The following is a 21,039-nucleotide window of genomic DNA, read 5'->3' on the forward strand; positions in this document are numbered from 1 at the left end:
GTTCGTGCCGCTTCGACCGCATCCATGATGGCGGTGAGCTGCGGCACGCCGACGCCGGCGACGATGCGGGTCGTACAGATCGAGCCCGGACCGATGCCGACCTTGATCGAATCCGCGCCGGAATCGATCAGCGCCTTGGCGCCGTCCGCGGTCGCGACATTGCCGGCCACCACCTGCACCTTGTTCGATTGCCGCTTGATGCGCTTGACCGCTTCCAGCACATGCCGCGAATGGCCATGCGCGGTGTCGACCACGACAAGATCGACGCCGGCCGCGATCAGCCGTTCGGTGCGGTCGAAGCCCTTGTCGCCGACCGTGGTCGCGGCGGCAACGCGCAGCCGCCCCTGCTCGTCCTTGCAGGCATTCGGATTGGCGACCGCCTTCTCGATGTCCTTCACCGTGATCAGGCCGACGCAGTGGTAATCCGCGTCGACCACCAGCAGCTTCTCGATCCGATGCTGATGCAGCAGGCGCTTGGCCTCGTCCTGGCTGACGCCTTCGCGTACCGTGATGAGCCGTTCCTTGGTCATCAGCTCCGATACCCGTTGCGAGGGATCGGTGGCGAAGCGCACGTCGCGGTTGGTGAGAATGCCGACCAGCTTGCCCGCACCGGCCCTGCCATTGCGGCCCTCGACCACCGGGATGCCGGAAATGCCGTTCTCCTTCATCAGCGCGAAGGCGTCGGCGAGCGTGGCGTCCGGCGCGATTGTCAGCGGATTGACCACCATGCCGGATTCAAACTTCTTGACCTGACGCACCTGCGCGGCCTGCTCGTCCGGCTCCATGTTGCGATGAATCACGCCGATGCCGCCGGCCTGCGCCATGGCAATCGCCATGCGCGCTTCGGTGACGGTGTCCATGGCCGAAGCGACCACCGGGATATTCAGCGCGATCTCGCGGGTGATGCGCGAGCGGATATCGACTTCGGACGGCAGATGGTCGGACAATCCCGGCTGCAGCAGGACGTCGTCGAAGGTCAGCGCCTCGCGCGGGGCGCCGTTCATGCTTTGCGGAGTAGGGTTTGCCATTGCCATACCTAGCGACGGATTCGGGCTGCTGCAAGGCGGCCCGACCGCTCTCAAATGCGAAGGTTGGCACGGGCGGATAGCATGACCGGGGCCGCGCGTCACGGGGCCCGAACGGCCATTCCGCGCAATATTTCGGCGGTGACCGCGTCGGCCGGGAAGAAGGTTTCGAGCGCCAGTTCGGACAGGGTGATGTCCTGCGGTGTGCCGAACACGGTCGTGGTCGAAATCAATGACAGAACGGTGTCATCGCCAATTCGCAGTCGCAACGGAACGATGACATCGGCATGGTCCGGTTTCGCGATGGGGCCCGGCGGACGCGGCGCCGGATAGCCTTCCAGTTCTTTGAGGAGCAAGACCAGCACCGGATCGGCGGTGATCTCGATCTGGCGGCGCAGCCGCTCGAGCAGATGCGCGCGCCATTGCGCCAGATTGAGAATACGGCCGCTGAGGCCATCCGGATGCAGCGACAGCCGCAGCACATTGAGCGGCGGTGCAAGGAGCGCGGCGGCCGCGCCCGCAAGCAGCGGAGCAACCGCGGCGTTGGCGGCGAGCATGGTCCAGTGCCGGTCGATGGCGAGCGCGGGATATGGTTCATGCCCTTTCAGCACACGGTCGACCGCGCGCCTTGCATTCTGCATGGCCGGGTCGTCGAGCTTGCGCTCCGGAAAGACCGGCGCGAAGCCCGCGGCGCTGAGCAGCATGTTGCGATCGCGCAGCGGCACATCGAGGCGTTCGGCCAGCCGCAGCACCATCTCGCGGGAGGGCTGCGCCTTGCCGGTTTCGACGAAGCTCAGATGACGCGCCGAAATTTCGGCATCCAGTGCGAGAGCGAGCTGGCTCATGCGGCGGCGCTGCCGCCATGCGCGCAGGTGCGTCCCGAAAGTCGAAGTTGTCGTCGCCATCATGCTCATGCCGCCGTGTAGCGCGCGACTATACCGGCTTCCATGACCTCGCAGGTAATCGACCCGCGCAGAAGCGCGCGCCATGGTCGGTGCAACGCCGGACATAGAGGTTCCGGCGCAACCATGGAGACCAGATCATGACCGCCCTGATCCAGCCATCCCGCGACGCCCTGTTCCTGCGCCGCGCGCTCCTGGCCGACGCCGTAGCGAGCGCCGCGACCGGCCTTCTTCTCGCGCTCGGCGCGCAGCATCTCACTGGCCTGCTGGGCCTTCCGGTGCCGCTGCTGCGCTATGCCGGCCTGAGCCTCCTGCCCTTCGCGGCGATCGTCCTGATCGTGGGCCTTCGCACCAACCCGCCGCGCGTGCCGGTGCTGGCCATCGTCGCCTATAACGCGCTCTGGGCGATCGACAGCCTCGCGCTGCTGGCGAGCGGCCTTGTTCATCCTACTGCACTCGGGGCGGCATTCGTGTTCGCGCAGGCGGCAACCGTCGGTGCCTTCGCTTTGCTGCAATGGATCGGCGTAAAGCGGATCGCATAACGCAACCGTGACCCGGAAATCGGAGCCCGCCGCCGGCATGCGGCCGGGCGTCCACTTGGCCGCGCGTGCCGCGTCCCCTATCCTTGCGCCGGACACATCGATGGAATTTCCCCTTGCGGTCTTGCTTCGCTGCCCTCGTCTCGATCCTGGTCCTGTTCGCTTCCGATAGCGGGGCGCTTGCCGCCAAGCGGATCGCTCTGGTGATCGGCAACGATGCCTATACCGAGGTGTCTCGGCTGGAAAAGGCCGTTGCCGACGCCCAGACCATTTCCGCGACATTGCGCGGGCTCGGCTTCGAGGTCATCACCGTCACCGATGCCGGGCGCTCGCGCATGGCCCGTGCGCTCGTCGATTTCGAGACCCGGGTGTCGCCCGGCGACACCGCCTTGTTCTTTTTTGCCGGGCACGGCGTCGCACTCGATGGCGGCAATTACCTGATGCCGACCGACATCCCCAATGTCACCGAGAGCCAGCGCAACCTCCTGCGCACCGAAGGCTTCCTTGCCGACGATATTTCGGAGCGGCTGCGCGACCGCGGCGCTGCGACGACGGTGATGATCCTCGATGCCTGCCGCAACAATCCGTTCAAGGCCGGACCCGGCCGCTCCATCGGCCAGTCGCGCGGGCTGTCGCGCATGGATGCGCGGCGCGGCATGTTCGTGATGTTCTCGGCTGGCGCCGGTCAGGAGGCGCTGGACCGGCTGGGCGACAACGACCCGCATCCGAATTCGGTGTTCACGCGGCTGTTCGTCGATCTCGTGAAGCGCCCGGACCTCGACCTGATCGATGTCGCAAAAGAATTGCAGATCGAGGTGCCCAAGCTCGCGCAAAGCGTCGGGCATGAGCAATTGCCGGCCTATTACGATCAGATCCCCGGGCGCATCTTCCTGGCGCGCGCCGATGGCGCTGCTTCACCCGCGCCGGCACGGCCGCAGGCAAGTCCGGCTCCGCAGGTTGCTATCGCCCCACCTGCTCCTGCGTCACCACCGCCAGCCATCGCCCCACAACCGGCACCGCCCGCACCGCCACCTGTCGCGGCGCTGCCGCCGGAGACCTACCGCGTCCTGCCCAATGTCTCGCAGGGTATCCACAACATGCGCAGCGGGCCGGGCATCAACTTCCCGCTGGTGGCGTCGATCCCGGCCGGCGCCACCGGCCTGATCATCGGCCAATGCCGCCAGCCGCAGGACCGCCGCTCCGCGCATCCTTGGTGCGAGGTGAGCTGGCGCGGGTACCGCGGCTGGACCTCGGCCTGCTGCGTCGTCAGCGAGCGCACCGGCGCGTTTCCACGCTGAAGGTCATCACTCCGGAGCGTGCGCGCGCCCCGGAATAATTTAGCTTAGCGCCGCCAGTTGGCGGGCGGGCCGTGCTTTTCGATCGCCGCGACCAGTTCGCGATGCCTGCGATCCTCGTTGCGCATGTAGATCGCGATCATGGCATGCGCGGGCGCGATCAGCCACAGGAACGGCGTCAGCGTCACAAGACCGATCACCAGGAACACGATCATCAGCACAGCGTTGAAGATCGCCGCGAAAATCTGCCCGTTCAGCAGCAGCGCCAGCGGCGGTACAAAGAACGCCAGAACGTAGATCATTTCCAGAGCCCTCCCGGCCGGAAGCGCGGCCTCGCAACAGGCATGCCATGTAGGAATGGCAGCCCCCAGCGCAAGGCGCCAGCGCAGCGAATCCGCCAAAATGCTAGAACGCCCGCCGTCTCCCCTCCTGCCGGATCCTCCATGCAACATCATCCGCGACTCGTGCCGCTGATCGTCGCGTGCGCGCTGTTCATGGAGAATCTCGATTCCACGGTGATCGCCACCTCGCTGCCGGCCATCGCCGCCGACATCGGCGCAAACCCGCTGGCGCTGAAACTCGCCGTCACCTCCTATCTGCTCTCGCTCGCGGTGTTCATTCCGGCAAGCGGCTGGACCGCCGACCGCTTCGGGGCGCGTCGCGTCTTCGCCGCGGCGATCTTCGTGTTCATGCTGGGCTCGATCGGCTGCGCCTTCGCCAATTCGCTCGAAGGTTTCGTCGTTGCGCGCATCGTGCAGGGCATCGGCGGCGCGATGATGACGCCGGTCGGGCGCCTCGTGCTGGTGCGCACCATCGAGAAGCGCGAACTGGTCAGCGCCATGGCTTGGGTGACGATCCCGGCGCTGATCGGTCCAGTGGTCGGGCCGCCGGTCGGCGGCTTCATCACCACCTATGCGTCCTGGCACTGGATTTTCCTGATCAACATTCCGATCGGCATTGTCGGCATCGTGCTGGTGCTGATCTATATCGATCCGCTTCCCGCCGAGCATCAGGAACCGTTCGACGCCACGGGCATGCTGCTCGCGGGTGCCGGCGTCGCCGGTCTCGCCTTCGGCTTGTCCGTCGCAGGCCTCGACATCCTGCCATGGCAGATCGTCGTTGCGCTGGTCGCGGGCGGCGCTACGGCGATGACGGCCTATCTTTTTCACGCGAAGACAGTTCCTGCCCCCATCCTCGATTTCTCGCTGTTGCGCTTCGCCACCTTCCGGGCGAGCGTGGTCGGCGGCTTCATGTTCCGGCTCGGCATCGGCGCGCTGCCGTTCCTGTTGCCGCTGATGCTGCAGACCGGCTTCAACATGTCGCCGTTTCAATCCGGGCTCGTGACCTTCGCCGGCGCGCTCGGCGCCATCGGCATGAAGACCGTGGCGGCGCGCACCATCAAGCGCTTCGGCTTCCGGCGCGTGCTGATCGTCAATGCACTGTTGAGCGCGGTGCTGATCGCCGCGATCGCGATCTTCCGGCCCGGCATGCCGGTCTCGGTGCTGATCCTGATCCTTTTGGTCGGCGGCTTTTTCCGCGCGCTGGAATTCACCGCGGTCAACACCATCGCCTATGCCGAGATCGAGGAGCGCCGCATGAGCCGCGCCACCGCGCTCGCCTCGGTCGGTCAGCAATTGTCGATCTCGGCCGGCGTCGCGGTCGGTGCGCTGATGGTGGAACTGTCGCTGACCTTTCGCGGCGCCGACACATTCACCGCGGCGGATTTCACGCCGGCATTTCTGGTCGTGGCGGCGATCTCGGCAGCGTCGGCCCTGTGGTTCTGGCGCTTGCCCGCCGATGCCGGTGCGGAAATGTCGGGCCGCTCGCCGGCCAACGCCGAGGCCGAGCCCAACGCCGAACCGATCGCCGCGGCCGAAACCTCCGACCGCCGCATGGGCTGACAATCCGCCAAAAAACCAGACGCTCCGCTGGTCCCCGCCTGAAGGCGGGGACTCGGAGCATGTCGTTCTGGAGGCTAGATGCTCCGCATTTCCGCCTGCGCGGAAATGAGCGAACCGAAACCTTCTAGACCGCTTCCTTCAATTCCTTGGCCGGACGGAAAGCGACCTTCTTCGACGCCTTGATCTTGATCGCTTCGCCGGTGGCCGGATTGCGGCCCATGCGCGCGGCGCGTTTGCGCACCTGAAGGATACCGAGACCCGTCAAGCGGATACGCTCGCCCTTCTTCAGATGCTTGGTGATCAGCGCCACGAGGTCGTTCAGCATCGCCTCGCCCTGCTTCTTGGTGATCTGGTGCTCTTCGGCGATGGTCGCGGCCAGATGCTTGAGCGTGACCTTGTTCGGCCCTGCGGCCTTGGGCGCCGCCGACTTCTTCGCAGCCGTCTTCTTTACCGCCGGCTTCGCCGCCGTCTTTGCCTTTGGTTTTGCTTTCGCCGCCATGGAAAAATGCCCTCTCAGATGCGCGGTGTGCGCAAAGACTGCGCATAAGAGATTCGCGACGGCTTGCGAAGGCAAAGTGCAAAGCCGGACTGCAAAAAATGTCGATAAATCGGGCCTGCCGTGCAATCGACGCTCAAAAACGCCGGCAAACAGGCCATTTCCCGGCGTACGCTGCGCAGCGAACGGGATTTGCACCACTTTTCGGCCATTCGCGATAGACTTGATGTCCAGCATCCGCGGCGCCGAGGCCTCATGACGAAGATCATACTTGCTTTCCTCCTCGCCTTTTCGAGTTCTGCTTTCGCGCAAACGGGGTGTCCGGTCTGCGAGCAGGCCATCACGCTGCGGGAGGCGCTGCGCAAGATCGACATCGCCGATGCCACGCAGAAGGCGCAAGGGCAGACCCTCGGCAGGCAAGCCCTGGCGCTGCTCGCGGAATTTCGCGACAGCCTGCCGCCGCCAAAGCAGGGACGCAGGGCGTTCGACGCCCTGACCGCGCTCGGCGGCTATGCCGCGCCTTTCACGGCGGGGGAATACGAGAAGACCCTGGCCGCGATCGGCCTCGACAATCCCGACTATCGCAAGCGCTATCAGGCGCTGGTGCGCAAGGGTATCCGCGGTAAGGACAAGCCGCAGGCCTGCCGGATGCGCTACCTGCAGACACATGTGGCGGCCGCCGAATGCAGGTTGCAGGAGGCGGCGAAGGGCGCGAGCGACGACCTCGCCGCCAAACGCTGCGATGCAAACTATTCGCTCGAAGACTGTCTGGCGAAAAATCTGGCGAAGAAGAGGTAGTGGTCAGGCCGCGCCGCCGCCGCGAAATCCGGTCGCCAGCACGTAAAGCTCGGCGGAATCCTGGCGGCTGGCCGCGGGCTTCACATGCTTCACCGACGCGAAGTCGCGCTTGAGCATCGCCAGCAGCTCGCCCTCGGTGCCGCCCTGCAGCACCTTGGCGAGGAAGGTGCCGCCGGGCTTGAGCACGTCCGACGCAAACAGCGCGGCCGCCTCGACCAGCGCCACGATCTTGAGGTGGTCGGTCTTGCGATGGCCGATGGCGTTGGCCGCCATGTCGGACAGGACAACATCGGCCTTGCCGCCGAGCCGCTCCTTGAGAATGTCGGGGGCGGCAGGATCGAGAAAGTCGAGCTTCATGAAATCGACGCCGGGCACCGGGTCCATGTCGAGGAGGTCGATTGCGACGACACGCCCTTTGCCGTCGGCGGCGCGGACGCGCTGCGCGGCGAGCTGGCTCCAGCCGCCGGGCGCGGCGCCCAGATCGACGACACGCGCGCCGGGTTTGAGAAATTTCGCCTTGTCGTCGATCCCGGACAGTTTGTAGACCGCGCGCGAGCGATAGCCTTCGCGTTTGGCGCGCGCCACGTAAGGATCGTTGAGCTGGCGTTCGAGCCACAGTTTCGACGACAGCGAGCGGTTCTTGCCGGTTTTGACGCGCGTCTTCAGCTCGCGTCCGCCGCTTCCCTTCGAGGCTTTCACGAAATGCCCGCCTCGCGCCACACGCCGTCGGCGCGCATCATCTGCACCAGCATCCCCTCGCGCAATCCGCGATCGGCGACCCGCAGCCGTCCGCTCGGAAAGGCGCGGCGGATCGCTTCGAGAATGGCGCAACCCGCCAGCACCAGATCGGCGCGTTCGGCGCCGATACAGGCATTGCACACGCGCTCGTCGTAGGACATGGCGAGCAGGCGCTCCATGACCTCGGTCACTTCGTCATCCAGCATCCAGCAGCCATCGACCCGCCTGCGGTCGTAACGCTTCAGCCCAAGATGCACGCCGGCGATGGTCGTGACCGTGCCCGAGGTGCCGAGCAGATGGCCGTTGATCGGATGCTTGCGCTGCTCGCTGGCAAACGGCGCAATCAAATCTGCGGCTTCCGCCACCATCGCCTCGAAAATCTCGCGGGTCACGCTCACGCCGCCATGCCGCTCGGCCAGCGTCACCACGCCCACCGGCAGCGACGTCCAGCCCTGCATCGAAGGCTCCGGCGGCCCTCGCCGGCACGCCTTGGGGCGGCCGAGGCTTGCGATCTCGGACGAGCCGCCGCCGATGTCGAACAGGATGGCGCCTTCGGCCTCGGGATCGACCAGCGGCGTGCAGCCGGTCGCCGCCAGCATCGCTTCGGTTTCGCGGTCCACGATCTCAAGCGAGATGCCGACCTCCTCGCGCACCCGGTCGAGGAAATCGTTGCCGTTCTCGGCAAGCCGGCAGGCCTCGGTCGCGATCAGGCGGGAACGAGTGACGCCGCGATTGCGCATCTTGTCCCGGCAGATGCCGAGCACTTCGATGGCGCGGGCAATGGCGGGCTCGCCCAGCCGGCCGGACGAGGTGATGCCCTCGCCGAGACGGATGATGCGCGAGAAGGCGTCGATGACGCGGAAGCCCTCATGGGTCGCACGGGCCACCAGCAGGCGGCAATTGTTGGTGCCGAGATCGAGCGCGGCATAGGTCGGACCGTAAAGATCGCTCCCCATGACCTGCGAGTCTGCGCGCGCCTCTCGGCGCGCTTCATCATCGTTCGGTGCAGGTTCCTGCCGCACCCTCTGCTGGGGCGCGCCTCGACCCCCTTCATCGCCGGACCGGAACCCCTGCCGCCGCTCCGTTTGCCGGGACGGCGGGGGGTGGAGACGGTCAGCCGCGGGATCGAGGCCGGTCGCCCGCACCTCGTCGCTCATCAAACTCGCCCTGCCGCACGCCCTCCCCGAGGTTGCGCGGCCTTGTGTCCAAAGATCGGGCGAAGTGTAGCCCGGTTTGGCCGCCGGTGGAAACCGGTCGGGCGGCACTTGCTTGGTGCCAAAACCGGGCCATGCGGCCGTCCTGCAACCGCCGGGAGACTGGCATGCCGCGGCCGATCCTTGCGGGGCGCGTGTCCCGCCGTTATTGCGTAGTCCGCCCTCAAGAGCCGCGAGTCCGCATGAATATCCGCGACGAAATCTCCAGCGACGACACATGGGCGGCGGCGAAATTCGGGGTCGGCCAGCCGGTTCTGCGCACCGAGGATCCGACTCTGGTCCAGGGCAAGGGGACGTATAGCGACGACATTGCTCTGCCCGGTCAGGCCTATGCCGCGATCGTGCGCTCGCCTTACGCTCATGGCGTAATCAAGGGCATCGACACGAGCGAGGCTGCAGCGATGCCTGGCGTCCTCGGCGTCTTTACCGCCAAGGATCTTGCCGGCTACGGCACCTTCAAATGCATCGTGCCGTTCAAGAACCGCGACGGCACCGAGATGAAGAAGCCGCAGCGCTATGCGCTGGCGTCGGACAAGGTGCGGTTCGCCGGCGATCCGGTGGCCTTCGTCGTCGCAGAGACCGCAACGCAGGCCCGCGACGCGGCCGAGGCCGTGGTTCTCGACATCGAGCCGCTGCCGGCTGTGACGCTTGCAAGCGAGGCGGCAAAGCCCGGCGCGCCGCAGATCTACGACGAGGCGCCGGGCAATCTGGCGCTCGACTATCATTATGGCGATTCCGAAAAGGTCGCCGCGGCCTTTGCGAGGGCCGCCCATGTGACGAAGCTGTCGCTGCGCAATACCCGCCTCGTGGTGGCGGCGATGGAGCCGCGGTCTGCGGTTGCCGAATACGATGCCGCGACCGGCCGCTTCACCCTGCAGGCCCAGAGCCAGGGCGTATTCGGGATGAAGGGACAACTCGCCGATATCCTCGGCCTGAAGCCGGAGCAGGTTCGCGTGCTGACCGGCAATGTCGGCGGCTCGTTCGGCATGAAGGCGCAGGTCTATTCCGAATATATCTGCATCCTGCATGCCGCAAAGACGCTCGGCCGGCCGGTGAAATGGACCGACGACCGCTCCGGCGCGTTCGTCTCGGACTCGCACGGCCGCGACCACGAGATGACCGCCGAGCTTGCGCTCGACAAGGACGGACATTTCCTCGCGGTGCGGCTGACGGGCTACGCCAATATGGGCGCATTCCTCGCCATGGTCGCACCGCTGCCCGGCACCCTGAATGCCGTGAAGAATACGCCGGGCGTCTATCGCACGCCGCTGCTCGAAGTCTCCACCAAGTGTATGTTCACCAACACCACGCAGGTGTCGGCCTATCGCGGCGCCGGCCGGCCCGAGGGCAATTACTATATGGAGCGGCTGATCGACACCGCCGCCAGGGAGATGGGCATCGACCGCCTCGAACTGCGCCGCCGCAATCATATCGCGCCCACGCAAATCCCGTTCGATGCCTCGTCCGGCATGAAATACGACTCAGGCGACTTTCCCGCGCTGTTTCAAGAGGCGGTCGAAGCGGCGGACCTTGACGGCTTCGCCGCCCGCAAACGCGAGAGCGAAGCGCGCGGAAAACTGCGCGGGCTTGGCATCGGTTCGTTCCTCGAAGTCACCGCGCCGCCCGGCAAGGAGATGGGCGGCATCCGCTTCGAAGACAACGGCGATGTCACCATCGTCACCGGCACGCTGGATTACGGCCAAGGACATGCCGCGCCCTATGCGCAGGTGCTGTCGCGCGCGCTCGGCATTCCGTTCGAGCGCATCCGGCTCGTGCAGGGCGACAGCGATCAATTGATCGCGGGCGGCGGAACGGGGGGCTCGCGTTCGATCACCGCGAGCGGGGCGGCCATTCTCCAAGCCTCCGACAAGGTGATCGAAAACGGCAAAGCGATCGCCTCGCATGTGCTCGAAGCCGCGCCGGCCGATATCGAGTTTGCCAACGGCCGTTTCACGATTGCGGGCACCGACCGCGCCATCGGCATTATGGAGCTTGCCGATAAAATCCGCAGCGGACTGAAGCTACCCGATGGCACGCCCGCCAGGCTCGACGCCAGCGTCGTCAATGACGGGGTGCCTTCGTCCTTCCCGAACGGATGCCATATCGCCGAGGTCGAGATCGATCCGGAAACCGGCGCGGTCGAGGTGGTGCGCTATGTGTCGGTCAACGACTTCGGCACCATCGTCAATCCGCTGCTGGTCGAGGGCCAGGTGCATGGCGGCGTGGTCCAGGGCATCGGCCAGGCGCTGATGGAGAACGCAGTCTATGACGAGGATGGGCAATTGCTGACCGGCTCGTTCCAGGATTACGCGATGCCGCGCGCGCACCACTTTCCGGACATCGGTTTCGAAAGCCATCCGGCGCCAGCCACAACCAATCCGCTCGGGACCAAGGGCTGCGGCGAAGCCGGCTGCGCCGGCGCGCTGGTCTGCGTGATGAATGCGATTGTGGACGCATTGTCGGTCTATGGCATCCGCCATATCGACATGCCGGCCACGCCCGCGCGGGTATGGGCAGCAATCCAGGAGGCAAAGCGGGCCAAGGCAGCGTAGCGTAGCTTGACGTGCCCTCGCCGCGCGTCGTATGAGCAAGGTCGATCCGTGGTCATTTGAGCCGGCCGGCTTGCAGCCACGTTAAACAAATCGCTAAAAGGCCGGGGACGTGTGCCCGGCCCGGATTTCCGGCCGGGATTTTTTGTGCCTGGAGCCTGCCATGTCTTCGGATTCGTCCTCGCAACGCAACTTCCGCCCGGAAACACGCCTCGTTCATCACGGCGTGCTGCGCTCGCAATTCGGCGAGACATCCGAAGCGCTGTTTCTGACGCAGGGCTATGTCTACGAGAATGCGGCGCAGGCCGAGGCGCGCTTCAAGGGCGAGAGCCCCGGCTTTCAATATTCGCGCTTCGCCAATCCGACCGTGCGCATGTTCGAGACCCGGATGGCGGATTTCGAAGGCGCCGAGGACGGCCGCGCCACCGCGACCGGCATGGCGGCGGTCACGCTCGCGCTGATGGGCCAGCTCAAGGCCGGCGACCATATCGTCTCCTCGCGCGCCTTGTTTGGCTCGTGCCTCTATGTGGTCGAGGAATTGCTGCCGCGTTTTGGCGTCGCCTCGACGCTGGTCGACGGCACCGATCTCAATCAATGGAAGAATGCGGTGCGGCCGAACACCAAGACGTTCTTCATGGAGACGCCGGCCAACCCGACGCTCGAAGTGATCGACATCGCCGCCGTTGCGACGATCGCCCATGAGGCAGGCGCCACGCTCACGGTCGACAATGTGTTCTCCACGCCGCTGTGGCAAAGCCCGCTGTCGCTCGGCGCCGATTGCGTGGTCTATTCCACCACCAAGCATGTCGACGGCCAGGGCCGCTGCCTCGGCGGCATCGTGCTGGGCTCGGCAAAATTCATCCAGGACAACATCCACAATCTGCACCGGCAGACAGGGCCGTCGATGTCGCCGTTCAATGCCTGGGTGATGCTCAAGGGACTGGAGACGCTGCCGCTGCGCGTCACCCGCCAGACCGAATCCGCCGGCAAGGTGGCGGATTTTCTCGCGGACCATCCCAAGGTCACCCGGCTGATCTATCCAGGCCGCGCCGACCATCCGCAGGCCGACATCATCAAGCGGCAGATGAAGGGCGGCTCGAACCTCGTCGCCTTCGAGGTCAAGGGCGGCAAGAAAGCCGCCTTCGCCGTGCAGGACGCGCTGCAGGTGGTGCGCATCTCCAACAATCTGGGCGACGCCAAGAGCCTGATCACCCATCCGGCCACCACGACGCATCAGCGCATTACGCAGCAGGCGCGCGCCGATCTCGGCATCACCGATGGCTTTTTGCGTCTCTCGGTCGGGCTCGAACATCCCGACGACATCATCGAGGATCTGTCGGTCGCGCTCGAGAAGGCGTGATGGAACGCTTTCGGCGCGCCGGCCGTTTTTTGTCCGATGCAGGAGTTCGCCATGGCGCCGAACCAGCCCAAAATTCCCCGCCCGCTTTCGGAAAACCGCGACCATCTCAAGACCGAGGACGAGATGCAGCGCGAACACCTCGGTCCGCGCGGCGTGCCGGGCGAGCCGGACCCCGCGCGCATGACCCCGCAGCTGCTGAAGAACACCCCGTCGAACCCGGACGACGGGCATACGGCATAAGCGGTCGCGCCGTTTCGCGCCGCCCCGCGGCGCCGGTCACTGCCTGCGCGACACGCGCTTGCCGGTCGCACGCTTCGCCGGCGGGAGGCGCGGACGGCCGGCTGCGCTCGCAACCACCGGCACCAGCCGCTGCGCCACCACCGTGTGTTGCTGCGTCGACATGTGCGAACTGGCTGGGGAACTAGGATTCGAACCTAGATTAACGGAGTCAGAGTCCGCTGTTCTACCATTGAACTATTCCCCAACGGCCGAATGGCTGCCGCGCCGCAGGCGCACCGCCAGACCGTGAGTCGGCCCCTAGATATACGCAGCCGCGCGGCATTTCAAATGGTCCCGGCAGGCCTGGCCGGATCAGCAGCTTCAGCCGCGTACCGTACGACATTAGGCCGCATCGGCCGTTCTGCCGCGGCGCGGCTTGCCGCTCAGGCGCTCGTCGGCCTCCCGGCAGAAAATTCCGCAATAGAACCGTTCGGCGCCAAGCTGCCAGGCCGGCAATTCCTCCAGGCACCGGCCACAGCCGGCACAAAGAAACCCGAACAGGGGGTGACGCATGGCGGGAGCGGTCATTGCGCGGTCCAACGCGCCTGCGGCTCGGGCGTTCCCGGGAGCAGGACATTCGGTCCCTGCGGCACCCGCCCGCATGCGACGTTCGTTTTCAGGACCGGCAAGCGCTTCGTCGCACGGGTGCCGGCCGCAGCCGGCAGAGGGCGCGCACCGCCCTATCTGGCCGGTTGGGTCACCGTGCGGCCTGGTTGCGGCAGGATTTCGGCTGGCAGCGCAGGCCGCGCCGGCTAAAGTCTAAAAAAATGGAATCGCAACATGCTCCCGCTCTGCAGACTCGCCATGATCGCGGTTCTGGGCCTTTCGACCGCCCTCGCCGAAGCACAACCCAATCTTGCCATCGGCATGAAGCTCGAAGATGCCGGCTTCAAGATGCGCGAGGCCAATACTCCCGAAAAGATGGCACGGCTGCGCAGCATTCCGCCGCATGTTTTCGTTCCGCATCGCAAGAACGGGGTCCGCTACTACGTCTATGCCGACCCGACCAGCTGCCGCTGCGCCTTTGTCGGCGACGAAAACGCGATGAAGACCTATCGCGACATGGTGGCGCCCCCCGGCCGGGGTTTTTTGCCCGGCGTCGGCGATGTCGGACGCGATACCGGCGGCATCAATCTCGGCAATGAAATCCAGACCGAGATGAACGACGAAAGCGGCACAAATTTCGACGATATCTTCCATCCGGGCTTCTGACCGCCCGGTCTTTGCCGGCGCCGGCGTCAAGCCCCGTCAGGCCCGCGTCTTGGGCCATCCGACCTTGCAGTTCCCCTTAAATCCGTGTCCACTAAGAGCCTAGGGGGCATCGGCCATGATTGCGAACGAGACGTCCGCTCCGGCCCTGCCGCCAGCCGTGGTCGGGGCGCGATGCTTCAAGATCGTCCTGATCAAGCCGTCTCATTACGACGCCGACGGCTACGTCATCCAGTGGTGGCGCTCGACCATCCCGTCCAACAGCCTCGCCAGCGTCTATGGCCTGCTGCGCGAATGCGCCGAGGCAAAGCTGCTGGGCGAGGACGTTGCAATCGACATCGAGGCGATGGACGAGTGCAACACCGTCGTCGATACGAAGCGGATCATCCGCGACATCCGCAACGCCGGCGGCGGATTCGTGGCGCTCGTCGGCGTGCAGTCGAACCAGTATCCGCGCGCGCTCGATCTTGCGCGCATCTTACGCAACGCGGACATTCCGGTCGCGATCGGCGGCTTCCATGTCAGCGGCGTCATCTCGATGCTGCCCGAGCTGACGCCGGAATTGCAGGAGGCGCTCGATCTCGGCGTCGTGCTCTATGCCGGCGAGGCCGAAGGCCGGATGGACGCGTTCCTGCGCGACATGGCGTCGGGACAGGCAAAACCGATCTATAATTACCTCAAAGACTCGCCAGGCATGGAAGCGGCGACCTTCCCGATCCTGCCGCGCGATGTGGTGACCCGCGTCGCCGGTCACTATACGAGCTTCGATGCCGGCCGCGGCTGCCCGTTCCAGTGCAGCTTCTGCACCATCATCAATGTGCAGGGCCGCAAATCGCGCTACCGCACCGCCGACGATGTCGAAGGCATCGTGCGCGCCAATGCCAGGCAGAACATCACCCGCTTCTTCATCACCGACGACAATTACGCGCGCAACAAGAACTGGGAAGCGATCCTCGACCGGCTGATCCATCTGCGCGAGAACGAAGGCTTCAAGATCCGCCTGCTGCTGCAGGTCGACACGCTTTGCCACAAAATCCCGGGTTTCATCGAGAAGGCGGCGCGCGCCGGCTGCACTGCGGTCTTCATCGGGCTGGAGAACATCAATCCGCAATCGCTCGCCGGCGCCAAAAAGCGGCAGAACAAGATCTGGGAATACCAGGAGATGTTCCATGCCTGGCGCAAGGCCAAGGTGATGACCTTTGCCGGCTATATCCTCGGCTTCCCGACCGATACGCCGGAATCGATCGCCCGCGACATCGAGATCATCAAGAGGGAATTGCCGGTCGACATCCTCGAATTCTTCTATCTGACGCCCCTGCCCGGCTCCGAGGATCATAAGAACCTTTACATAAAAGGTATCCCGGTCGATCCCGATCTCAACAAATACGACCTCGAACACGCCTGCACCGCGCATCCGATCATGTCGAAAGAGACCTGGGAGGAGGTCTATCGCAGCGCCTGGACGCACTATTACTCGGACGAGCATGTCGAGACCATCATGCGCCGCGCCGCCGCCACCGGCCTGAACAAGACCAAGGTGATCGATGGCATCACCCTGTTTTCCGGCGCATCACGGATCGAGGGCGTGCATCCGCTGCAATTCGGCTTCGTGCGGCGGAAAATACGGACCCAGCGCCGCTACGGCATGCCAATCGTCAATCCGCTGATCTTCTATCCGTGGCGCGCCTATGACTTCACGCGGACGGCCGTGCGCTGGATCAGGCTCGTCCGCAAATATCGAAAGATCGTGAAGCGGGTCTATGCCGATCCGAACGCAGCGCAATATACCGACCACGCCATGGAGCCGCCCGGCGGGCACAATGCGCCGATGTCGGATTTCGTGAAAGCCTATGCGGACAAAATCCCGCAGACGCACGGCGCCCCCGTGCGCGAGGCGGCTGTCATTTGAGCCAGTTGCACGGCGCTCAATGCTCGCGCTAATGCTCGTCGCATGACCCAGCGCCCTGCCCCGACCGGACCGCTCTCAGGCGTCCGCATCCTCGACCTGACCAGCGTCATTCTCGGGCCTTACGCGACGCAGATCCTCGCCGATTTCGGCGCTGACGTCATCAAGGTCGAACAGCCCACAGGCGACATCATGCGCCATGTCGGCCCGATGCGCAGCAAGGCCATGGGCCACATCTATCTCAACCTCAACCGCAACAAGCGCTCGATCGCACTCGACCTGAAGCAGCGTCCCGCACGCGACGCGCTGCGCAAGCTTGCCGCCACCGCGGATGTTTTCGTCACCAACGTGCGGCCCGCAGCGATGGCCCGGCTGGGCCTCGGCTACGAGGACATTCGCAGCATCAATCCGCGCATCGTCTATGCCAGCGCGACCGGTTTCGGCGCGGGCGGCCGCTATGCCGGCAAGCCCGCTTACGACGATCTCATTCAGGGTCTGTCCGGCATTGCCGCGATCGCCCGCGATGCCTGGGGTGGCGAACCGCGCTACATGCCGCTCGCCATCGCCGACCGCACCGTCGGTCTTTATCTCGCCAACGCGATTTCGGCCGCCCTGTTTCATCGCGAGCGCACCGGCGAGGGCCAGGCCATCGAAATCCCGATGTTCGAGGTGTTCGTCGAATATCTGCTCGGCGATCACCTGTCCGGCCTGACCTTCGATCCGCCGGAAGGACCGCATTATTATCCGCGGCTCGTCTCGAAGCATCGCAAACCCTATGCGACGAAGGACGGCTATGTCTGCGCGCTGGTCTATACCGACACGCACTGGCGGAGTTTCTTTCGCGCGATCGACCGCGAAGACCTGCTGCAGGATCCACGCTTCTCCACCCATGGCGGGCGCGCCGACCATATCGACGAGGTTTATGCCTTTGTCGCCGACACCCTGAAAACAAGGACCACCGCAGAATGGCTGGCCCTGCTCGAAGCGGCCGACATTCCCGCGGCACCCCTGCACGATATCGCAAGCCTGCTTGACGACCCGCACTTGAACGATGCCGGCTTCTTCCGCTTTGTCGATCATCCGACCGAAGGCCGGCTGCGGATGACGCAGGTGCCGGGCACCTGGTCGGCGTCGCAGCCCGCGGTGCGCAGCCTGCCGCCGAGCCTCGGCGAACATTCCACAGAGGTGTTGCGTGAGGCCGGGCTGTCGGAGGCCGAAATCGCGTCGGCCTTGGCGGCGGGCTCCGCGGCGTGAAGGCTGCAGCGCGTCGATTCCCTGCGAGTCAACACCGCAAGGACGGAGCGGGAGCAGATAAAGGACTCGCCCGCAACGGTGAGAATCGCGATTTATCGCTGGTGAAGGACTGCCAATTCAGGAACGGTCATGCTGCCGATGTCGCGCCCGCTCTTCAATCCGCATGCCGCTCAGCTCACGACACTCGTCGTTGCGGGCGCCTTGCTGACAGGGATGCTGGTGGTGGTGGCCGTCCTCGCCGCGTAAACCGGCCGCGTGCCGGTCAGGCCGCGGCCAGCCGGTCGATCACCGCTTTCAAACCATCGAGGTCGAACGGCTTGCCAAGGAACCGGATCGGCGCGAACCCGCTGAGCCGGGCCGCGACCTCGGCCTGATCCTCGCCGCTCGCGACGATAAGCGGAAGCTCCTTATGGGTTTCACGGATGTCGCGCACGAGGTCCTCGCCGCGCTTGTCGGGCAGGCCCAGATCGAGGAGCGCGAATGCGTAATCCGCCCCCGGCGCACGGAGCAGCTCCAGCGCTTCTTTGGCGGTGCCCGCTTCGTCGGCCTCGCGGCCCAGATCGAGCAGCATGTCGACCGCCAGCATACGAATCAGCACCTCGTCCTCGACGACGAGTACTCGCCCCGAACTCATGTCCCCCTCTTTTTCTCCCCCTCGGGCTCTTCGCCACCCCGCGAGTACCGCCCATGCAATGTCCGATTCCGATGCCCCGGACCAGTCCGCTCATCGCAGGCGAAGTCTCGACAGAAAAAATGCGGCGGGCGATACGACCCGCCGCACCTGGACTTACCGCCACATCCGGTCAGTCGACCTGCGCGCCGCTCTTCAGGATCGGCTCGCGCCACTTGGCAATTTCCTCCTTGAGAAATTTCTGCAAGTAGGCCGGCGTACGGCGGTCCGCCGGCACAACCATCGCGCCAAGCCCGGCCAGCCGCTCCTTCACGGCCGGCGTATCCATCGTCTGATTGAGCGCATCGGCGAGCTTCTTGACGACCGCCTCCGGAGCGCCCTTCGGCAGAAAGACCGCGTTCCAGGTATAGGCTTCCATCGGCAGCCCCTGTTCCGCCGCCGTCGGCAGATTCGGCAAGGCCGGCGACCGCTCCTTGGTCATGATCGCGATCGCTTTGACCGCACCGCTATCGATATGCGGCTTGGCCGTGGAAATGATTTCGCACAGAAAATCAATCCGCCCGCCCTGCAGATCCTGCATCGCCGGACCCGTGCCCCGATAGGGCACATGCGTGATGTCGGTGCCCATCGCCATCGTGGCGACCACGCAGCCAAGATGCGTCGCCGATCCCGCGCCCGCCGAACCAAAGGTCATCTTGTCCCTGTTCTTTTTGGCGTATTCGACGAACTCCTTGAGGCCGTTGACCTGCAGATCCTTGCGCGCGGTGATCGCGATCGGCACCTCCGCGAGAAGGGCCACCGGCGTGAAGTCTTCGACCGAGTTATAGAGCGGCTTTTTGTAGAGCGTTTGGCCCTGGGCATGGGTGCCGACCGTGCCGAGGACGAACGTGTAGCCGTCTGGCTTGGCATCCGCGACGCGCTTTGACCCGGTCTGCCCGCCGGCGCCGCCGACATTTTCGATGACGACCTGTTGGCCGAGAATCTCACCGAGCCGCTGGCCCACCACGCGTCCGAGCACATCGGTTGGGCCGCCGGCGGCGAAAGGAATAATCATGGTGACCGGGCGCGACGGATAATCCTGCGCCGCAGCAATCCCCGGCACAGCAACAATCCCCGCAGCCATCGCTGCCAATAAGAGTTTTTTCAGCATCACGTCCTCCCTTTATTCGTTGGCCGCAGACTGGACCGCGGCCGCGACCGCGGTCAAGCCGGACTTGTGGGCAAGAGGCCACACACGTAAACACCCGGCTCCAACCTGGAGAACCCAAAAACCATGCCGGACATCCGCGTTGCCATTGCAGGTCTTGGCGCCATCGGCCGGATGCTGGCCCGCACGCTCAATGCGGGCGTGCCGGGGCTGGCGCTGGCCTGTGCCGCCTCCGGCGACCGTGCCAAGGCGCAGCACTTCCTGGACGCGGAAGGCATCGCCTGCCCCCTTGTGCCGCTCGACGAATTCCGCGCCCACGCCGACATCGCCGTCGAATGCGCTCCCGCCGCCATCATTGAGGATATCTGCCGGCCGATGCTGGAGGCCGGCAAGGCTGTCATGGTGCTGAGCTGCGGGGCGCTGCTGCCGCGTCCGCATCTTCTGGAACTCGCCAAGGAAAATGGCGGCCGGATCATCGTACCGACCGGAGCGCTGCTCGGGCTCGATGCCGTGGCCGCCGCGGCCGAAGGCGAAATCAGCGCGGTGCGCATGACCACGCGCAAGCCCCCGGCCGGGCTGAAGGGAGCCCCCTATCTCGAGCAGCACGGCATTTCCGTCGACGGCCTGAACGAGGCCAAGCTGGTGTTCTCGGGTTCCGCGCGCGACGCGGCCGCAGGCTTTCCGGCCAACGTGAATGTGGCCGCGGCGCTCTCGCTCGCCGGCATCGGGCCGGACCGCACAATGATCGATATTTGGGCCGACCCGGCCGTGACCCGCAATTGTCACACCATCGAGGTCGAGGCCGATTCCGCACGCTTCTCGCTGTCGATCGAAAACGTCCCGTCGGAAAACCCCAAGACCGGCCGCATCGTCGCGTTGTCGGTGCTGGCGGCCCTGCGCAAGCTCGGGGCGCCGCTCGCCGTCGGAACGTAACGTCGGACGTCCCGTGAGCGCGCCAGCACCCACCATCCTTGTCTTCGATTCCGGCCTCGGCGGGCTGACCGTGTTCCGCGAGACTGTGCCGCTGCGGCCCGATGCTCGCTTTGTCTATGTCGCAGACGACGCGGGCTTCCCCTATGGACGGCTCTCCGAAGCGGAATTGAGCGAGCGCGTCGTATCCATCTTGGGAGCGCTGATCGGCACGCACAGCCCCGATCTCGTGGTGATCGCCTGCAACACCGCCTCCACGCTGGTGCTGTCGCGCTTGCGCGAGCGCTTCGCCGTGCCGTTTGTCGGCACCGTGCCGGCGATCAAACCGGCCTGCGCGGCGTCGCAGACCAGGCTCGTGTCCGTGCTCGGCACCGAGGCGACGGTCGCCCGCGAATATACCAGGAAACTGATCGCGGATTTCGGGCAGGGCTGCGACGTCACCCTGGTCGGCTCGCGGCGCCTTGCGGTGCTCGCCGAAGCATTGCTGCGCGGCGAAGCCGTGGACGATGCCGACATCGCCGACGAGATCCTGCCTTGCTTTATCGAACGCGGCGGCCTGCGCACCGACACCGTGGTGCTGGCCTGCACGCATTACCCGCTGCTGAACGGACAGCTCACGCGGCTCGCGCCATGGCCCGTCACCTTCGTCGATCCGGCGCCTGCAATTGCCCGCCGCGTGGTGGATCTGCTCGGGCCAAGGCCGGAAGGCGCAGCCGATGGCAGCTCGGACTTCCTGACGACCTCCGGACAATCTCCCCATCCGGCCTTGGCCGAAGGCCTGATCCCTTTCGGATTCCGGCAGCCCTCGCGGGTTTGACAGGGCTGCGGCTTTTCTCTACATACCCGGCGCGGTTCGGGGGCCAGGT

21 protein-coding genes, 1 tRNA gene and 1 riboswitch are annotated in these 21,039 nt (G+C 65.4%); of the genes, 12 read left to right on the top strand and 10 right to left on the bottom strand.

The features are described from left to right. On the bottom strand, positions 1-1,004 hold a 1,004-nt coding region (locus ACK41X_RS13230; protein ID WP_409723868.1), incomplete at its 3' end, for an IMP dehydrogenase. A 122-nt stretch (positions 1,005-1,126) separates the two neighbouring features. After that, on the bottom strand, positions 1,127-1,930 hold the full coding sequence (locus ACK41X_RS13235) for a helix-turn-helix domain-containing protein (protein ID WP_409723941.1): 804 nt from the start codon (positions 1,928-1,930) through the stop codon (positions 1,127-1,129). A gap of 137 nt (positions 1,931-2,067) precedes the next feature. Between ACK41X_RS13235 and ACK41X_RS13240 the strand changes: the two genes are divergently transcribed. After that, a complete protein-coding gene (locus ACK41X_RS13240) occupies positions 2,068-2,469 on the top strand; it encodes a hypothetical protein (RefSeq protein WP_409723871.1) in 402 nt (133 codons plus the stop codon). Between the two features lie 113 nt (positions 2,470-2,582). After that, positions 2,583-3,764 (top strand): caspase family protein, encoded by a 1,182-nt coding sequence (locus ACK41X_RS13245; RefSeq protein WP_409723874.1) that lies wholly within the window; start codon positions 2,583-2,585, stop codon positions 3,762-3,764. Between the two features lie 44 nt (positions 3,765-3,808). Here ACK41X_RS13245 and ACK41X_RS13250 read toward each other — a convergent pair whose 3' ends face one another. Next, a complete protein-coding gene (locus ACK41X_RS13250; RefSeq protein ID WP_409723877.1) occupies positions 3,809-4,063 on the bottom strand; it encodes a hypothetical protein in 255 nt (84 codons plus the stop codon). Between the two features lie 42 nt (positions 4,064-4,105). Between ACK41X_RS13250 and ACK41X_RS13255 the strand changes: the two genes are divergently transcribed. Continuing rightward, positions 4,106-5,662, top strand: a complete 1,557-nt coding sequence (locus ACK41X_RS13255; RefSeq protein WP_409723880.1) for a DHA2 family efflux MFS transporter permease subunit — start codon at positions 4,106-4,108, stop codon at positions 5,660-5,662. Positions 5,663-5,786: 124 nt separating this feature from the next. Here the strand turns inward: ACK41X_RS13255 and ACK41X_RS13260 are convergent, their stop codons facing one another. Next, complete coding sequence (locus ACK41X_RS13260; RefSeq protein WP_409723883.1) at positions 5,787-6,161, bottom strand: HU family DNA-binding protein; 375 nt, start codon at positions 6,159-6,161, stop codon at positions 5,787-5,789. 252 nt (positions 6,162-6,413) lie between these two features. Here ACK41X_RS13260 and ACK41X_RS13265 point away from each other — a divergent pair, with 252 nt between their 5' ends. Then, complete coding sequence (locus ACK41X_RS13265) at positions 6,414-6,956, top strand: hypothetical protein (RefSeq protein ID WP_409723886.1); 543 nt, start codon at positions 6,414-6,416, stop codon at positions 6,954-6,956. Between the two features lie 3 nt (positions 6,957-6,959). On the opposite strand, the gene ACK41X_RS13270 is transcribed toward ACK41X_RS13265, so the two are convergent. Continuing rightward, positions 6,960-7,655: an RlmE family RNA methyltransferase gene (locus tag ACK41X_RS13270; protein WP_409723888.1), complete on the bottom strand. Its 696-nt coding sequence runs from the start codon at positions 7,653-7,655 to the stop codon at positions 6,960-6,962. Further along, the gene (locus ACK41X_RS13275) at positions 7,652-8,650 is read right to left on the bottom strand and encodes a Ppx/GppA phosphatase family protein (RefSeq protein ID WP_409723891.1); all 999 of its coding nucleotides are present in this window, start codon (positions 8,648-8,650) and stop codon (positions 7,652-7,654) included. The genes ACK41X_RS13270 and ACK41X_RS13275 overlap by 4 nt, the downstream gene beginning before the upstream one ends. Before the next feature lie 440 nt (positions 8,651-9,090). Here ACK41X_RS13275 and ACK41X_RS13280 point away from each other — a divergent pair, with 440 nt between their 5' ends. The 3 genes from ACK41X_RS13280 to ACK41X_RS13290 all read left to right on the top strand — a co-directional run bounded on the left by ACK41X_RS13280 (position 9,091) and on the right by ACK41X_RS13290 (position 13,057). Beyond that, a complete protein-coding gene (locus ACK41X_RS13280) occupies positions 9,091-11,460 on the top strand; it encodes a xanthine dehydrogenase family protein molybdopterin-binding subunit (protein ID WP_409723894.1) in 2,370 nt (789 codons plus the stop codon). Positions 11,461-11,498: 38 nt separating this feature from the next. Continuing rightward, positions 11,499-11,577: riboswitch (SAM riboswitch) on the top strand. A gap of 43 nt (positions 11,578-11,620) precedes the next feature. Beyond that, a complete protein-coding gene (locus ACK41X_RS13285) occupies positions 11,621-12,817 on the top strand; it encodes an O-succinylhomoserine sulfhydrylase (RefSeq protein WP_409723896.1) in 1,197 nt (398 codons plus the stop codon). Between the two features lie 51 nt (positions 12,818-12,868). Then, on the top strand, positions 12,869-13,057 hold the full coding sequence (locus tag ACK41X_RS13290; RefSeq protein WP_409723899.1) for a hypothetical protein: 189 nt from the start codon (positions 12,869-12,871) through the stop codon (positions 13,055-13,057). 36 nt (positions 13,058-13,093) lie between these two features. Here the strand turns inward: ACK41X_RS13290 and ACK41X_RS13295 are convergent, their stop codons facing one another. Beyond that, complete coding sequence (locus ACK41X_RS13295; protein WP_409723902.1) at positions 13,094-13,219, bottom strand: hypothetical protein; 126 nt, start codon at positions 13,217-13,219, stop codon at positions 13,094-13,096. 8 nt (positions 13,220-13,227) lie between these two features. After that, positions 13,228-13,301 (bottom strand) — tRNA-Gln (locus ACK41X_RS13300). Positions 13,302-13,876: 575 nt separating this feature from the next. Between ACK41X_RS13300 and ACK41X_RS13305 the strand changes: the two genes are divergently transcribed. The 3 genes from ACK41X_RS13305 (at position 13,877) to ACK41X_RS13315 (ending at position 17,465) form a co-directional block, all read left to right on the top strand. Beyond that, the gene (locus tag ACK41X_RS13305; RefSeq protein WP_409723905.1) at positions 13,877-14,308 is read left to right on the top strand and encodes a hypothetical protein; all 432 of its coding nucleotides are present in this window, start codon (positions 13,877-13,879) and stop codon (positions 14,306-14,308) included. A gap of 115 nt (positions 14,309-14,423) precedes the next feature. Next, entirely contained in the window at positions 14,424-16,214 is a 1,791-nt protein-coding gene (locus ACK41X_RS13310; RefSeq protein WP_409723908.1) for a B12-binding domain-containing radical SAM protein, read from the top strand. A 42-nt stretch (positions 16,215-16,256) separates the two neighbouring features. Further along, positions 16,257-17,465, top strand: coding sequence for a CaiB/BaiF CoA transferase family protein (locus ACK41X_RS13315; RefSeq protein WP_409723911.1), 1,209 nt, complete (start codon positions 16,257-16,259; stop codon positions 17,463-17,465). A 262-nt stretch (positions 17,466-17,727) separates the two neighbouring features. Here the strand turns inward: ACK41X_RS13315 and ACK41X_RS13320 are convergent, their stop codons facing one another. Both ACK41X_RS13320 and ACK41X_RS13325 read right to left on the bottom strand, forming a co-directional pair. After that, positions 17,728-18,099 (bottom strand): response regulator, encoded by a 372-nt coding sequence (locus tag ACK41X_RS13320; RefSeq protein ID WP_409723913.1) that lies wholly within the window; start codon positions 18,097-18,099, stop codon positions 17,728-17,730. 169 nt (positions 18,100-18,268) lie between these two features. Further along, a complete protein-coding gene (locus ACK41X_RS13325) occupies positions 18,269-19,246 on the bottom strand; it encodes a Bug family tripartite tricarboxylate transporter substrate binding protein (RefSeq protein ID WP_409723916.1) in 978 nt (325 codons plus the stop codon). Between the two features lie 123 nt (positions 19,247-19,369). Here ACK41X_RS13325 and ACK41X_RS13330 point away from each other — a divergent pair, with 123 nt between their 5' ends. After that, positions 19,370-20,176, top strand: coding sequence for an aspartate dehydrogenase (locus ACK41X_RS13330; RefSeq protein ID WP_409723917.1), 807 nt, complete (start codon positions 19,370-19,372; stop codon positions 20,174-20,176). Positions 20,177-20,189: 13 nt separating this feature from the next. Beyond that, positions 20,190-20,990 carry a glutamate racemase gene (gene murI / locus ACK41X_RS13335; RefSeq protein ID WP_409723920.1) on the top strand — a complete coding sequence of 267 codons (801 nt, stop codon included), beginning with the start codon at positions 20,190-20,192 and terminating at the stop codon, positions 20,988-20,990. Positions 20,991-21,039: the final 49 nt, after the last annotated feature.

This window comes from Pseudorhodoplanes sp. (assembly GCF_046289595.1).
Classification (GTDB): domain Bacteria; phylum Pseudomonadota; class Alphaproteobacteria; order Rhizobiales; family Xanthobacteraceae; genus Pseudorhodoplanes.

Coding starts and splice junctions, on each gene's coding strand:
- ACK41X_RS13235 (WP_409723941.1), bottom strand. CDS start 1,930: ATGGCGACGACAACTTCGACTTTCGGGACGCACCTGCGCGCATGGCGG.
- ACK41X_RS13240 (WP_409723871.1), top strand. CDS start 2,068: ATGACCGCCCTGATCCAGCCATCCCGCGACGCCCTGTTCCTGCGCCGC.
- ACK41X_RS13250 (WP_409723877.1), bottom strand. CDS start 4,063: ATGATCTACGTTCTGGCGTTCTTTGTACCGCCGCTGGCGCTGCTGCTG.
- ACK41X_RS13255 (WP_409723880.1), top strand. CDS start 4,106: ATGCCATGTAGGAATGGCAGCCCCCAGCGCAAGGCGCCAGCGCAGCGA.
- ACK41X_RS13260 (WP_409723883.1), bottom strand. CDS start 6,161: ATGGCGGCGAAAGCAAAACCAAAGGCAAAGACGGCGGCGAAGCCGGCG.
- ACK41X_RS13265 (WP_409723886.1), top strand. CDS start 6,414: ATGACGAAGATCATACTTGCTTTCCTCCTCGCCTTTTCGAGTTCTGCT.
- ACK41X_RS13275 (WP_409723891.1), bottom strand. CDS start 8,650: ATGGGGAGCGATCTTTACGGTCCGACCTATGCCGCGCTCGATCTCGGC.
- ACK41X_RS13280 (WP_409723894.1), top strand. CDS start 9,091: ATGAATATCCGCGACGAAATCTCCAGCGACGACACATGGGCGGCGGCG.
- ACK41X_RS13285 (WP_409723896.1), top strand. CDS start 11,621: ATGTCTTCGGATTCGTCCTCGCAACGCAACTTCCGCCCGGAAACACGC.
- ACK41X_RS13290 (WP_409723899.1), top strand. CDS start 12,869: ATGGCGCCGAACCAGCCCAAAATTCCCCGCCCGCTTTCGGAAAACCGC.
- ACK41X_RS13295 (WP_409723902.1), bottom strand. CDS start 13,219: ATGTCGACGCAGCAACACACGGTGGTGGCGCAGCGGCTGGTGCCGGTG.
- ACK41X_RS13305 (WP_409723905.1), top strand. CDS start 13,877: ATGCTCCCGCTCTGCAGACTCGCCATGATCGCGGTTCTGGGCCTTTCG.
- ACK41X_RS13310 (WP_409723908.1), top strand. CDS start 14,424: ATGATTGCGAACGAGACGTCCGCTCCGGCCCTGCCGCCAGCCGTGGTC.
- ACK41X_RS13315 (WP_409723911.1), top strand. CDS start 16,257: ATGACCCAGCGCCCTGCCCCGACCGGACCGCTCTCAGGCGTCCGCATC.
- ACK41X_RS13320 (WP_409723913.1), bottom strand. CDS start 18,099: ATGAGTTCGGGGCGAGTACTCGTCGTCGAGGACGAGGTGCTGATTCGT.
- ACK41X_RS13325 (WP_409723916.1), bottom strand. CDS start 19,246: ATGCTGAAAAAACTCTTATTGGCAGCGATGGCTGCGGGGATTGTTGCT.
- ACK41X_RS13330 (WP_409723917.1), top strand. CDS start 19,370: ATGCCGGACATCCGCGTTGCCATTGCAGGTCTTGGCGCCATCGGCCGG.